The organism is Blastopirellula marina, assembly GCF_002967715.1.
GTDB lineage: Bacteria > Planctomycetota > Planctomycetia > Pirellulales > Pirellulaceae > Bremerella > Bremerella marina_B.
Genome location: NZ_PUIA01000058.1, coordinates 32,246 through 46,905 on the forward strand (window position 1 = coordinate 32,246; position 14,660 = coordinate 46,905).

Annotated in this window: 11 protein-coding genes; 7 read left to right on the forward strand and 4 right to left on the reverse strand. The window is 56.7% G+C overall.

The window, feature by feature from the left end; all coding sequences use genetic code 11:
• Positions 1-228 precede the first annotated feature (228 nt).
• Positions 229-1,272, forward strand: a complete 1,044-nt coding sequence (locus C5Y96_RS19365) for a DUF1559 domain-containing protein (protein WP_105356825.1) — start codon at positions 229-231, stop codon at positions 1,270-1,272.
• Between the two features lie 83 nt (positions 1,273-1,355).
• Here the strand turns inward: C5Y96_RS19365 and proS are convergent, their stop codons facing one another.
• A complete protein-coding gene (gene proS, locus C5Y96_RS19370; RefSeq protein WP_105356768.1) occupies positions 1,356-2,876 on the reverse strand; it encodes a proline--tRNA ligase in 1,521 nt (506 codons plus the stop codon).
• Between the two features lie 242 nt (positions 2,877-3,118).
• Here proS and C5Y96_RS19375 point away from each other — a divergent pair, with 242 nt between their 5' ends.
• The 5 genes from C5Y96_RS19375 to C5Y96_RS19395 all read left to right on the forward strand — a co-directional run bounded on the left by C5Y96_RS19375 (position 3,119) and on the right by C5Y96_RS19395 (position 10,346).
• Positions 3,119-4,087, forward strand: coding sequence for a 3'-5' exoribonuclease YhaM family protein (locus C5Y96_RS19375; protein ID WP_105356770.1), 969 nt, complete (start codon positions 3,119-3,121; stop codon positions 4,085-4,087).
• A 449-nt stretch (positions 4,088-4,536) separates the two neighbouring features.
• Complete coding sequence (locus C5Y96_RS19380; protein ID WP_105356828.1) at positions 4,537-5,433, forward strand: UDP-2,3-diacylglucosamine diphosphatase; 897 nt, start codon at positions 4,537-4,539, stop codon at positions 5,431-5,433.
• Positions 5,434-5,611: 178 nt separating this feature from the next.
• Positions 5,612-6,700, forward strand: a complete 1,089-nt coding sequence (locus C5Y96_RS19385; RefSeq protein WP_105356772.1) for a glycosyltransferase family protein — start codon at positions 5,612-5,614, stop codon at positions 6,698-6,700.
• A gap of 76 nt (positions 6,701-6,776) precedes the next feature.
• Positions 6,777-9,134, forward strand: coding sequence for a ribonuclease R (gene rnr / locus C5Y96_RS19390; protein WP_105356774.1), 2,358 nt, complete (start codon positions 6,777-6,779; stop codon positions 9,132-9,134).
• A 96-nt stretch (positions 9,135-9,230) separates the two neighbouring features.
• On the forward strand, positions 9,231-10,346 hold the full coding sequence (locus C5Y96_RS19395) for a pyridoxal phosphate-dependent aminotransferase (RefSeq protein WP_105356776.1): 1,116 nt from the start codon (positions 9,231-9,233) through the stop codon (positions 10,344-10,346).
• A 74-nt stretch (positions 10,347-10,420) separates the two neighbouring features.
• On the opposite strand, the gene C5Y96_RS19400 is transcribed toward C5Y96_RS19395, so the two are convergent.
• Positions 10,421-11,065, reverse strand: coding sequence for a hypothetical protein (locus C5Y96_RS19400; RefSeq protein ID WP_146115730.1), 645 nt, complete (start codon positions 11,063-11,065; stop codon positions 10,421-10,423).
• A gap of 163 nt (positions 11,066-11,228) precedes the next feature.
• A complete protein-coding gene (locus tag C5Y96_RS19405) occupies positions 11,229-11,873 on the reverse strand; it encodes a hypothetical protein (protein ID WP_233199026.1) in 645 nt (214 codons plus the stop codon).
• Positions 11,874-12,377: 504 nt separating this feature from the next.
• Here C5Y96_RS19405 and C5Y96_RS19410 point away from each other — a divergent pair.
• Positions 12,378-13,976, forward strand: a complete 1,599-nt coding sequence (locus tag C5Y96_RS19410; RefSeq protein WP_146115731.1) for a transglutaminase-like domain-containing protein — start codon at positions 12,378-12,380, stop codon at positions 13,974-13,976.
• A 233-nt stretch (positions 13,977-14,209) separates the two neighbouring features.
• Here C5Y96_RS19410 and C5Y96_RS19415 read toward each other — a convergent pair whose 3' ends face one another.
• Positions 14,210-14,653: a bis(5'-nucleosyl)-tetraphosphatase gene (locus tag C5Y96_RS19415; protein WP_199188745.1), complete on the reverse strand. Its 444-nt coding sequence runs from the start codon at positions 14,651-14,653 to the stop codon at positions 14,210-14,212.
• Positions 14,654-14,660 lie beyond the last annotated feature (7 nt).

The following is a 14,660-nucleotide window of genomic DNA, read 5'->3' on the forward strand; positions in this document are numbered from 1 at the left end:
ATTTGGAGTGCCAGATGGAACGATTATGCGGTAGGGATAGTCCAATGGTGGGGATATTTGCCTAGAAGAGGCCGTCAGGTGACCTATAGGTGTGTCGTAAGTCGACAAATCCCTTGAGTTATGGGCACACTTCGGTAACAATCAAATGTATTAAGGAATGCAGCCAGCTTTCTAAGCCACAAAACTCCTCTGTGCCGGCTCATCGTTTCGCTCGGAAGGTCTATTCGTATGAACAGTTATGTTGCTCGCGCGACCAGCGTACGTCGCGGTTTTACGCTCGTGGAGCTCCTGGTCGTCATCGCGATCATCGGAATCTTGGTCGGTTTGACCCTGCCAGCAGTGCAGATGGCTCGTGAAGCTGGTCGACGTGCCGAGTGTCAGAACAACCTCAAGCAGGTTGGTTTGGCTCTGATCAACTTCTCGACTGATAAAGAAACGCTTCCCGAGGCGGTGGATCCCCTAGGTTATTCCTGGATTGCCAAGATCTTGCCGCAGCTTGAACAAAATAACCTGGCCGAAAGCCTGGACATGACGGTCATGGACTTTACAGCCAAGAACCGTCCGTTCCTGGAAACGCAACTGGAAATGCTGCAGTGCCCATCCGACCCAGAAAACGGCGATCGGACCCCGGTCGATAACATCGGGATCACCAATTACGCCGGTGTCGAAGGTTGGATTTCTGCGGTTTCGTATCAGCAGTTCAACAAGGGTTCGTCCACCGCAGTGGCCGGTACGGCAACTCGCCCCGCTTTCTTTGATACCACTGGTTCGGGTACGACTAACTATCGGGCCAAGAAGATTGACTTGGGTGGTATGTTCCGACCTGCATACGCAACCAATCTGGCGAAGGTCACCGACGGCTTGTCGAATACCGTCATGGTGGCGGAAGTGACGGCCGCTGGTTTCACAGGCGGTACAGACGACAGAACCAACTCGGGGGAAGCGGCATTTATCACTGCGGGTCGCGCACGGGCCGCACTCGTGGGACGCTATCCAAATACGACTCAAATTCCGACAGCCTATTCGGCAATTGTTGACAATGCTGGCTACAAGCCAGATGGTACTAACGCACCAACGTCTTCGCTGTTCGCACCACTGTTCATCTCGTTCCAGGCAATCAACTCGAAGTCGCAATCGGCTTGCACCCCGCACAACGTCGAGCAGTGCGTGTTCGGCGACGGTTCGGTTCATGCCATTTCGCTGACGATCGACAACGACGTCTGGATTCAGCTCACGGCTATGGCTGATGGTACCGTGATCGACTCGTACTAAGAGTTGCCAGCATCATTCAATAAAAAACGGGTGCGATTTGATCGCCCCCGTTTTTTGTTTCTTGAAGGTCTTCCGGCCGCGGTTTAGTAAGCTTTGGCGATGACCATTCGCTTGGAAACTTCCTGTCCGGTGAACAGGCACTTGCCTGGCTCCTCGTCTCCGTCGACTGGAATGCAGCGAGCCGTCAGTTTCAGCTTCTTGAGCTCTTCTTCGACTTCCTTCGCGTCGGCACAGTGGACAAAAGCAAAGCCGCCGTGAATCTCTGGCTTGTCGTCATTCTTGGAGGTGAACCACTTCTTCAGTTCTTCCAGCGAATCGACCTTACGCGAATTATCCTCACGCAGCTTCTTCGCCTTCTCGAACAAGCCGTTCTGGATGTCGGTCAGCGTGGCGGCAACTTCGGCCACAAACTGATCGACCGGGATTCCCTGCTTGTCGTTGGGGGCCTTGTCGCGGCGACCAACGAAAACGCTGCCCGAGGCGACGTCACGCGGACCGACTTCAACGCGGACCGGCACACCGCGCTTGATGTGGTACCAGGTCTTCTCTCCGCCACGCAGGTCGCGATCGTCCATCATGACGCGAACGGGTGCCCCATCGTAAGACTGCGCCTTGAGCTTGGCTTCCAGGTCGTTGCAGAACGCCAGAACCGCGGCTTTCTCTTCATCGCTACGATAAATTGGCAGAATCACGATATGCTTAGGGGCCAATCGCGGCGGAATCACCAGACCGTCATCGTCGCTGTGGGTCATGATCAGGCCACCCACCAGGCGCGTTGAAACCCCCCACGAGGTTGTCCAGGCAAATTCCTCGGTACCTTCGGCCGACTGGAACTTGATTTCCTGGGCCTTCGAGAAGTTCTGACCCAGGAAGTGGGACGTACCGGCCTGCAGGGCTTTGCGGTCCTGCATCATGGCCTCGATACTGACCGTCATGTCGGCCCCTGGAAAGCGTTCCCACGAGGGCTTTTCCCCTTTGATGACCGGCATGGCCATGTAGTTCTCGGCGAAATCGGCGTAGACGTCGAGCATCTGACGTGTCTCGAACAGGGCCTCTTCCTTGGTCGCATGGGCCGTGTGCCCTTCCTGCCACAGGAATTCGGCCGTCCGCAAGAACATCCGGGTACGAAGCTCCCAACGCACCACGTTAGCCCACTGGTTGATCAAAATCGGCAGATCTCGATACGACTGGACCCACTTGGCATACATCGCACCGATGATCGTTTCACTGGTAGGCCGCACAATCAGGGGTTCGTCCAGCTTGCCAGCCGGTACCAGGCCACCATCGGGGCCAGGCTCCAAGCGGTGGTGCGTGACGACAGCGCATTCCTTGGCAAAGCCTTCGACGTGCTCGGCTTCTTTCTCCAGGAAGCTCATGGGGATAAAAAGCGGGAAATAGGCGTTCTCGTGCCCTGTCTCTTTGAACATGCCATCGAGAACTTTTTGCATATTTTCCCAGATACCCCAGCCCCATGGTTTGATGACCATGCACCCGCGCACCGGGGATACCTCGGCCAGGTCGGCGGCCTTGATGACCTGTTGATACCACTCAGGATAGTCCGCTTCGCGAGTCGGGCTGATTGCGTTTTTGGGCGCCTTGGCCATCGGGGTCCCTATGTTCCTATGTCTTTAAAATAAGGGCAAGTTTGCACCATCGGGTGGATCGGCATTCTAAAAAAATCTATCAACTGGGGACAGCCGAGGTAGCCATGTGGTTCCCTGCAACCACATTTGCGGGTCCTTGTTGAGACAGTTGGGTGTCTCTAGAATCGCCTCCAACCTTCTCCCATGGGGGGAACGCGCTTTGCGGAATAGCAGAAGATGGAATAGAAGAGATAGGACCGGGAATGGCCAGAAGAAGCATCACGCAACTAGGTGAGAACGAGAGCATCAACGAGATTTACGTCGCTTCCAGCAAGCAGCTTCGCCCCAACCGCCAGGGCAATCTTTATCTTCAGATGCAGCTTTCCGACAAGTCAGGTGCCGTCAACGCCATGATGTGGAACGCCAACGAAGGCATCTACAAGCGTTTTGAAGATGGCGACTACATTCGGATCCAAGGGACATCCCAGTTCTACAACGGGGCCATGCAGGTCATTGTCTCGCATATCGAGAAAGTCGATGCCCGCGATGTCGACGAGTCCGATTTCATGCAGGTTAGCCCCCAACGCATGGATGCCATGCTGAAGGAGCTGTCGGACCAGCTGCGGGCAATCCGCAACATTCACCTGCGAAATTTGGCCGAATGCTTCCTGATCGATGAAGAACTGGTCGCCCGTTTTCGTAAGTCGCCCGCTGCCGTAAAAAACCACCATGCTTACGAAGGTGGTTTGCTAGAGCATGTGGTCAACCTGATCAAGGTCGGCAAAGCGATCGTCCCGTTCTATCCTCAGGTCGACGAAGATCTGCTGGTGATGGGCATCCTGTTCCACGACATGGGCAAAGTCGACGAACTGAGCACCGACAAGGGGCTTGCTTACAGCGACGAAGGTCAGTTGATCGGTCACTTGGTAAGCGGGGTCAGCATCGTTGATCGCCTGACCAAAGAAGCCGAAAAGCTGGCCGGCGAACCCTTCCCCGAAGAGCTGGCTCTGCGAATCAAGCACATGGTGGTCAGCCATCATGGCAAGCTTGAGTATGGCAGCCCAAAGGTTCCGATGACGGCCGAAGCACTGGCCCTGCACTACATCGATAGCCTCGATGCCCACATGCACGGCTTCGAGAAACTCCTGGCCGACGACGTCAACAGCGACAGCCGCTGGACAACGTACAGTCCTCAGTTTGGCCGCAAGATCTTCAAGGGTGGGGACGCGTAACAGAGTCCTATCTCACGTTGAAGCGGATTTAGTGCCAGCTTATCCACGAGGGGCGATTGTCGATAGTTTGTCGACAATTCTAAGGCTCTGAGATTGTTCTTTGCGCTCGTAGCAAGGCCTTTACGAGTGTTCGCCGAGTGGTTTCTTGGCGGGTGGATCGCTGTAAGTAGCATAATCGTAGCGTCTTACGCTGACATTCTGTGTGCCTGTACATAAAGCCCAGCGGTCAGGTTGACAATTCCTCTGAGTGCCGCAGATTTACGATACCTTTACGGCCCATTCACTCCATCTCAACGATAGTCTGTCATAACTTCTAATGTTCCGAAAGGTTTCCTTAAGCCTTCAGCACAACTTTGCAGGATCGCAGGCAGTTGTGTTGGCCCCACGGCAAAACCTTTCGAGTCCCTTAGAACTTCGATCAGGATGGAGCCTGTCAGATTATGGGTGCCATGTCGCGCAATCGAGATCGGGTTAGAACGTTATTTTTCAGCGATCTGCACTTGGGTTGCCCCTATGCCCGAGTCGAGCCCTTCTTAGATCTGCTGAATCAGCACGAACCACAATACATCTACATTGTGGGAGACTTCATCGACGGCTGGCGACTTCGTAAGCGCTGGCACTGGGAGCCGGTTTACAATGCCGTCTTGAGCCGCCTGTTCGAGATGTCGCAGACCGGCACGAAGATCTTCTACACGCCTGGCAATCACGACGATTTCCTCCGCAGTTTTCGCTTCAAGTTCGATTTTGTCGAGATAGCCGACCAGTTCATTCACCACTGCCCTAATGGCCGTCGAATCCTGGTGACGCACGGCGACAAGTTCGATCAGATCGAAAAGAAGGCCAAGTGGATTTCGGTCATGGGGTCGTTCCTGTACGACTCGATTTGCTGGGCTGACCAACGCGTCAACCGATGGCGGCGGCATTACAAACTCAGCCGCTGGCCTTTGGCCGCTGCGATCAAGAAGAACGTCAAATCGGCGGTCCAGTTCGTCAGCGACTTTGAAGACAGCTTGATGCTGCACGCCAAATCGCTCGAGTGCCAGGGAGTGATTTGCGGTCACATCCACACCCCGATCGTCGTCGAAAAGCACGGCATCACCTACTACAACACCGGTGACTGGATCGAAAACAGCACGGCATTGCTCGAATATTTCGACGGCCGTTACGAAATAATTGATGTCCCGCATGAAACCAATCCGGATGCCGCCCAGGTAATTCCATTGGACCCAGCCGAGGTCGAGCGACGTCGACAAGAGTTGCTGGCCGCGGCACTGGGAGTCGACCTGCGGGGATCAGATGAAGCCCCGGTATTGGCGGTTCCTTTCCACGCTGAAGAGAGCATTTAGCAGCATCTTCCACGTTTCAAGGATGAACCTCGAATTCATGGGAATTGTCTTGTCTCGCAACAGGCACACGGCATATACATTACAATCACGGCACAGACAGCGGCATTTAAACGGAGTATTGGGTGGGGTTGAGGATCAGCCCCGCTGAGTTCCGCCGAGAGATTCTTCCCAAACAGTTATGGCGAAAATCTTTTACAGCATGTCGGGTGAAGGGCGTGGACACGCGGCCCGAGTTCGGACGATGACGGAGCATCTCCGCCACGAACACGAACTCGTCCTCTTCGCGCCTAACGAAGCTTTTGACTTCCTTGCCCCCATTTACAACACGCCAGAGTTCCCTGGCGTGGAAGTTCGTAAATTGCCGGGACTAAAGTTTTACTACACGCAGCGTCGGCTGGATCTCTCCAAATCGATTTATCAGGGGCTCAAGTTCCTGGGGCAACTCAAACGAAACGTTCGCGAGACGGTCGAGGTAATCCAAAGCGAGAAGCCCGATCTGGTTGTTTCCGATTTCGAGCCGATCCTTCCCAAGGCCGCACGCAAGTGCGACATCCCGGTGGTCAGCCTGAATCATCAGGACTTCCTAATCACCTACGATCTGTCGTCGTTGCCGTCGAGTTTGCAGTGGTATGCTTGGGCGATGGGGCTGGTGGTCAAAGCGCACCATGTCGAGAAGCAATCGACGATCGTTTCGTCGTTCTTCACGCCGCAGCTTCGCCCTGGATACGATGACGTCCTGCAGGTCGGTCCCCTGCTCCGCCCCGACGTGTGCGAGGCACGCCCGTCCGAAGAAGGTTTCATCCTGTCGTACGTGCGAAAGGCAACCACTGAAGACACGCTGCAGTTGCTCAAAGCGTGTGATCGACCCGTGAAGGTCTACGGCCTCGGTAAGCGACCTGACGACGGTCCACTGACCTTCCATGAAATTGATGAGCAGCGATTTACCGATGATTTTATCCACTGCGACGCGTTGATCGGTGCCGCAGGCAACCAATCGCTCGGCGAGGCAATTTACCTGGGCAAGCCCGTATTGGCCCTGCCTGAGTCCTCGCACCACGAGCAGATGATCAATTCCCACTTCCTGAAACAGATGGGAGCGGGTACCTGGACGGCGATTGAAACGTTCGCCAAGTCCAACCTCGTTTCGTTTCTCGACGGACTCTCGAAGTTCCGCGAGAACCTGGCCCCATATCAGGGGCAAACCAACGGCAATCCTCCGGCTTTGGCTGCCATTCGCAAGCATCTGCCGTCGACCTCGTTGGTCTAGACAATATTCTCTTTAAATCGCCCCAAGGGGGGCTGTTATGATTGCTCGCTCGTTAGGCGAGCCGTAAACTTGGATTATGGAAATAGAAGAAATCGAAGCAAAGTTACTCAGTCACGTCAACGCACCGAACTACCAACCGGTCAAACCAAAAGTCATCGCCAAGAAGCTGGGCCTTACCGAGGATGATCGGAAGCCCTTCAAAAGAGCCCTGAAGCGGCTCATTCGGAAAGGATTGGTCCGCTACGGAGCCAATCATCTGGTGAAAAAGCCATCGGCTGAGGATGGCGACAAGCGAATCGTAGGCCGCTACCAACGCAATGCCAAAGGGTTCGGATTCGTCCGCCCCCAAGGGGTTGCCGCATCGAAAGGGCGCGAAGCCGATATCTTTATCCCACAGCGCCGCGGGATGGATGCCGCTACCGGCGACCTGGTGCTGATCCGCACCTACCTCGGACGCGGCCCCGCCGGCGACCAACGCCTGTGCGGCGAAGTGGTGGAAGTGGTCGAACGCGAAACGCATCGTTTCGTCGGCACCTACTACGAAACCCACGGCATGGCCCTGGTGCAGGTCGATGGACGCATCTTCGCCGAGCCGATCCCCGTGGGGGACCCCGGCGCGAAGAACGCTCAGCGGGAAGATAAAGTCGTCATCGAAATGGTCCGCTTTCCTTCTCACGCCCACGATGGCGAAGCGGTCATCGTGGAAGTGCTGGGCAAGCGTGGCGAGCCAGGCGTCGACTTGATGTCGATCATCGTCGAATACGACCTGCCGCGCGAGTTCCCCGAAGAAGCCCTGGAAGTGGCTCGCGAGCAAGGTGACTTGTTCGACGAATCGATCACCGAGGGACGCCGCGACTTCACGCCCGACACGGTCATTACCATCGACCCGATCGATGCCCGCGACTTCGACGACGCGATCAGCTTAGAACGGCTCGACAATGGTCACTGGATTCTCGGCGTGCATATCGCTGACGTCTCGCACTTCGTCCCCGAAGGCAGTGCCCTGGATATCGAGGCCCGCAACCGCGCGACCAGCGTTTACCTGCCCGACAAAGTCATTCCGATGTTGCCGGAAACGATCAGCAACAACCTGGCCAGCTTGCAGCCTGACAAGGTTCGTTACACGCGTACCGCAATCATCGAGTTCACCCCGGAAGGTGCTCGCGTCAACTGCGAAGTCTGCAAAGGCGCGATCCGTAGCAAACGCCGCTTCGCCTACGAAGAGGTGGACGAGTACCTGGCCGATCGCGAGCCGTGGAAGGAAAAGCTCACGCCGGAAGTTCACAGCCTGTTGGGCCGGATGCACGAACTGGCCATGATGCTCCGCAAGCGTCGCTTCGCTCGTGGCAGCATGGAATTGAGCATGCCGGAATTGAAGCTCGACATCAACAAAGATGGCGAAGTGACCGGCGCTCATACGGTGGAAAACACCGAGAGCCATCAGATCATCGAAGAGTTCATGCTGGCCGCCAACGAAGCAGTTGCCGAGGCCCTGGTCGATCGCGAACTGTTCTTTCTGCGGCGTGCCCATGCTTCGCCTGATCCGAAGAAACTGGCCGACCTCACCGAGTTCGTCCGCGACCTGGGTATCGAGTGTGACAGCCTGGAAAGCCGGTTCGAGATCATTCGCGTCTTGAACGAGGTGAAAGGAAAGCCCGAGCAAGCCGCGGTGAACTACGCGGTGCTGCGAAGCATGCAGAAGGCCGTCTATAGCCCCGAAGAGATCGGCCACTACGCCCTGGCGAGCGAGCACTATTGCCATTTCACCTCCCCCATTCGCCGCTACCCTGACCTGACGATCCACCGTATGTTCGATCTGATCGAGCAAGGGATCCGTCCACCGCAAGAGTTCGGCCAGATGCAACTCGAAGGGGAACATTGCAGCGAACGCGAGCAACGGGCAGCCGATGCCGAGCGGGAACTGGTCAAGATCAAACTGCTCACCTACATGAGCACCCGTATCGGCGAAGAAGTCGACGCGGTAGTTACCGGGGTCGAGTCATTCGGGCTCTTTGTCCAGGCCCTGGAAGTTCCGGCCGACGGCCTGGTGCGGATCGACTCGCTCAACGACGACTTCTATCGCTACGATGCCACCACGCACAGTCTGGTCGGGCATCACGAGGGGAACTCGTTCCGCCTGGGAGACGTGCTGACGGTACGCATTGCCCGGGTCGATCTCGATCGCCGCGAACTCGATTACCAGTTCGTCGAAAAGACGGGCGAGACAAGCACCAAGCAGCCAGCCAAGTCGCTCGGCGGCGGCGGCCGGTCAGGCGGGGGCAAATACAAGCCGAAGGTCCAAAGCTCAAGCATGAAGTTCTCGGCCCAGTCCAGCCGCCCCAAAAAGGGTGCCCGGGGTGGCAGTAAGGCGAAACAGGGAACTTCCCCCTCGCGCCCGAAGAAGGACAAACGCTCGAAACGCCGGGGACGATAGTCATTTCGAGCGGTTCTTGTGAGTTTTCGCTGTGTCGGTAATACTTGCGGGTCGGTATTCGTTTGATTTTCCCTATCTAGATGATCGACCCCTTCCATGACCCATCCCTGGATTGCCGAACGTACTGCTTCCTTCGATTCGAGCGGAATCCGCAAGGTCTTTGATCTTGCTGCGAACATGACCGATCCGATCAACCTGTCGATCGGCCAGCCAGATTTCGACGTCCCGCAAGAGGTCAAAGACGCGGCGATCGATGCCATCCAAGGGGGCAAGAACGGCTACGCTCTGACCCAGGGCATGCCCGTCTTGCGAGACAAGCTGCAGGCCCAGGTTAACGACGAATATGGCCATGCCGATCGCAAGGTGTTTGTTAGCTCAGGTACCAGCGGTGGGCTCGTGTTGTCGATGCTGGCCATGGTGAACCCAGGGGACGAGGTGATCATCTTCGACCCCTACTTCGTCATGTACACCTCGCTGGTCAAGCTGGTTGGGGGCGTGCCGGTTATCCTGAGCACTTACCCTGACTTTCAGATCGACGTGCAGAAGGTGGCCGATGCGATCACCGACAAGACGAAGTTGATCCTACTGAACAGCCCTGCCAATCCAACCGGCGTGGTTGCCAAGAAGGAAGTCGTCGAGGAAGTGGCCAAGCTGGCCCAGGAAAAGAACATCGCGATCGTCTCGGACGAGATCTACCGCGTGTTCACCTACGACGACAGCTTCTGCTCGCCGGCAACCTACAACGAAAACACGATCGTCATCGACGGGTTCTCGAAGAGCTACGGCATGACCGGTTGGCGATTGGGCTTCGTCCACGGGCCGTCCGCCGTGATCGATACGATGATCAAGCTACAGCAGTACACGTTCGTGTGCGCCCCGCAGCCGGTTCAATGGGCCGGGGCCGCGGCGATGGAAGTCGACATGTCTTCGCACGTTGCCGACTACGGCAAGAAGCGTGATCGCCTGATCGACGGCATTTCCGACCTGTACGAGATCACCAAGCCAGGCGGTGCGTTCTATATCTTCCCGAAAGCCCCTTGGGGTACCGGTACCGAGTTCGTCGCCAAGGCAATCGAGAACAACCTGCTGATTATCCCCGGCAACATCTTCAGCAGCGAGAACACCCACTTCCGCATTTCGTACGCGGCCTCCGACGAAACGATCGACCGCGGCATCGAAGTGCTCCGCAAACTGGCCAGGCAAGGTGGCTAGTCGGTTTCGCCCAGAAGCTCCCAATCTAGTCCCCTCTCCACCGGAGAGGGTTAGGGTGAGGGGGCAAGAGGCTTCTACTGATGAATCGTGAACGGCGTCTGCGGTCGTTCTGTTTCAATGCCGTTGAGCCGCGCGAGAATGTCCTGCAGAATGCGCTGTTCAAGCAACACGTCGCGGCACAGGGGAATCCACCCGTCGGTTTGCGGGCCTAGTTCACCGGTCGACTCGCCACTGCGAAGCGTGCCGTCGAAGCGAACTCCGTCGAGCGCCATTTGCGTGTTGGAAGGTCCGGTGACGTCTTCCATTTCTTTGTGCACTTCCACGCCGATAAAATAGCCTCCCTGCTCGGGCGTGACGCGGACGATGCAGCGTCGGCGGATCGTTTGCAGGGTGCTTTCCAGCTTTTCGTAGCCGCGAGTTGAATCGGTATGCCACGGTTCGAGCATGGTGCTGCCGATTCGCGGGTAGGTTTCCAGGCGACCTTCGGTAAGCTGGCCGGCCACCACGCGGACGCGCTGTTCGGTGCGGATTTTGAAGTGAGAGTCGACCGCGTCGACAATCTGTTCCCACATCAGTTCGTAGTCGCGAATGGCGACGAAGTGGGGATTATCGACCGGAGCCGCAGGCGCACTTCCAGCGTGGTGCAACAGCGGTACGAAACTGCTGCAACCGATACTGCCCAAAAGCAGCGAGCAAACTAGAGGTAGCCACCTCGCCAAAACAGCGCTCCTGTCGATTCGATAGAGGGAGCGAGAGTTTGACGAATCGACCTGATGACAGCAAGGTCAAAACATTGGCCTGCTAGCATGGGGCAAGAAACACTCCAGGCCGTGACTTGCATCACGGCCTGGAGGGCTTTTTCTGGTGGTTTGGGGCGGACGCTTAACCGTAGTTTTCGTCCATGCCCAGTCGCATCCGAAGTTCCTCGAACTGCTGCAGGTATTGCTGCGACGACGAGTGAACGTGCTCTGCTTCCGTGATGAACTTCATCTGGGGGCTGGGGTACACGTCTCGGTCGATGAAGGCCTGTTCAAAAGGCTTCAACTCGTTGCCGTAGACGATCAACAGTTTGTGTTCGTCGAACTGGACTTCCAGCGGCTGGTGAGGGTTCAATACGGCAATCCCCGTGCAACCGTCGTTCAGCAGCAAGTCTTCGTAGTCCCAAAGAATGCTCTTGAGAACCGGAAGATCGATGTGTTCGCGGTACATGTCCCCGCCGGGGCGGCCATCAGAGTGGTGGCTCGATTCCAGCACGACGTCCACTTCGGTGCCCAGTGGATCCAGCAGATCCATGAACGTTTCAAACAAGTTGGATCGTGTAGCACTTCCCATCAAAACAGGAACCGTGCTGCCGGTCTGATCGTCGCGATACGTTTCTCGGCGGAAACCTTGGGTGGGCACAACCTTCAAATCAAACGAAGGGCGAACCGCTTCGGTTAGTTCGAAGCCGTTGTAGCTTCCAACGTCCAGGTGTGCTTCCAGTTGCTCTTCCGAGAGATGCTCGAAACTATTGGCGATGTGGCCCATTTCGTTCTCGTGAAAAACGCTCTTGAAAAATCGTTTCAAGAAGCCCATGAGTGACCTCTGTTCCGGTGTTCTTACCCGGCCTAAGACGCTGTCGTGTCCCGGCCAGGTTATGCTCTTGTTCTTTTCAAATCCTAGGTTGGATTTTGGCTGTGTGACGCCATTTCTTGCGGATCGCATGTCCGCAATGGGTATCCGTTGGTTGGCCCAGTTTGTCGTGCCCCGACGGATGGCGTTTTCAGCGAATCTAACGAGAACATAGCACCGTAAAATGGGCCACTTTCGAGGCTTAGGTGACAATCTTGGAAATCCAAGAAACGAAATGCCTTGACCCGCGCGGCACCGAAACGCAACCTATGCCGCCAACTGAGACGCGGCTTGATCGCTACGATCGCCCCAATTACGCCGCCCCATGGGCAGCGCCCCAGCGAATTGCTTTCCGGATGATTCTTTGGCGAAACGCATGTGGTGTTTGGTATACTTCCCGGTAGTCACGATGTCCCCTTTTTGAAGCTTTTCTCCCCCCTCTGGATGATGCTGAGCCCCAATCAACGCATTGCATGGATGATTTCGTTTGGGCTGATCTGGTTCGGATGTACCGGTTGTCCGGCCCCCACTGCGCCACAGACGTCGAGCCAGAACCAGGAAAAAATTCAATCGACCCAGGAAAGTTGGGGGGCGATCGTTCTTCAGGGGGAAAAAATCGGCCACACGATGGAAAAGGTCGAGCGTCTCAAGCACGGCGAAAAAGACTACGTTCGCACCACCACGGTCGAACATCTACAGATTCAACGAGCCGGTCAGCCTCTGAAGATGACCGTCGAGAACGTCTTTCTGGCGTCGGTCGACGGTTCTTTGAAGCAGTTCACCACCAAGATCGATCAGGCCGGCTCGGTGACGCGATTCACCGGACAGGTTTCCGAGGATGGCAAAACGCTCTCGATATCGACCCAGGGTGGGCAAAATCAGGCCGTCACCTCGGAAAGTATTGGCTGGAAGCCCGAATTCGGCGGGCTGCATGCCGTGTATCGATTATTCCAGGATCCTCCCATTCAAGCCGGGCAGAAACAGTCGGTGATGGCCCTCGTGCCGACGATGAATCGCGTTGCCAAGCACTCGATTCAGGGGCTGGAAGAGGAAGCGGTGACCATGCTCGACGGGTCAACGGTCACCCTGTTGAAAACGAAATACCTGACCGAAATCAAGGGACAGCCGGCCCTCGAATCGACGGCCTGGGTCGACGATGCGGGGGAAATCGTGAAGATGAACTCCCCAGTCCAAAACTTCGAGATCTACCGCTGCCCGAAAGCGTTCGCCCTGAGCCCCAACAAAAAGGTCTCGTTCGACCTGGCGCTCGATACGATCGTACCTGTCGCGGGAATGCCTGAGGGCAATCGCGACGAACTGTCGACTCTGTCCTACCAGGTAACGCTGAAGACAGGCGACCCGGCCAAGATCCTGGCCAGTGCCACCAATCAGAAAGTAACGGCCATCGATGCCCACACCGCTAAGCTAACGGTTTGGCGCATTCGTCCCGATTCGCCGCTACCCGTCGAACTGCCGCGCGAGGACAAGCCAACCGAGGCCGACCTGACTGCCAGTCCTCTGGTCCAGGTCGACGCGCCCGCCGTGCAGATGCTGGCCCAGCAAGCCGCACTGTCCGGGGGAAGTGCCGCCGAGAAGGCCATCGCGCTGGAAAAATTCGTCCACGAGACGATCGAAGAGAAAAACTTCTCGCAGGGGTTTCTTTCCGCTGCCGAGGTCGCGCAAGGGAAGACAGGCGACTGCACCGAGCACTCGGTCCTGTTGATGGCCCTTTTACGTGCGAAACAAATTCCCGCCAGAGGTGCACTGGGCCTGGTGTATGTCGACTACGGCGACAAGCAAGGATTCGCCTACCACATGTGGACCGAGGCCTGGATCGGAGATCGCTGGTTGCCGTTGGACGCAACTCGCGGCAAAGGAGGCATCGGCGTCGACTACATCAAAGTAACGCAAACCGACCTGAGCGGCTCCGGAGCCTTCGCCGCGTTCCTGCCGGTCTCGCAGGTCATCGGCCAACTCGAAATCGAAGTAGCCCTACCGTACGTGGACCCGTTGGAATAAAGCCGGGTGCCACGCTCGAGTCTGCTTAGGCGTGCGAATACCGCCCCATGGGCCCCAAGCGATAAGGAACTCCGATCGCGCATTCGTTTCAAGCTTGCGGATTGCCCCCTCACCCTAACCCTCTCCCCCCGCAGACGGTGGAGAGGGGACCAAATGGAATTGCCGATACAGGGGCTCGCGCCCCTGGCTACATTCGATCGGCCTTTCAGGCCTTAAGAAATGCGACTCGTCGACTACTTCGACCCTTCCACATGCTCCGCCACCGCAGCCAGCAGCCCGTCGATGGTTTGCTCTTGAATCGTATGGGGCGGGTTCCAGTCGAACCACTGGGCATCGCCGTGCTCGGTCAGATTAAGCTCGACATCCCGGTCCAGGCGGGCCAGAAAGTAAACCACCGTCTTCAGGGCATCTTCGCCGCCGAACTTCTTCTTGTAGTTCACCACGTATTGCAGTTCGTAACGGAAGTTCGGGTCGACGGTGATATCTTCCGCGGTGATGCCCGTTTCCTCTTCCAATTCCCGCAGGGCGCACTGCATGTCGGTTTCCCCCTCGTCGACGTGCCCCTTGGGCAAGTCCCAACGCTTGGGGTGCTTCATCAACAGAAAGGACTCGATCGGATTGCCTTTGACAATCAGAAAGCCGCAGGCCCTGGTCTGCGGCATGGTTGGATCCGTCATCTTGCTC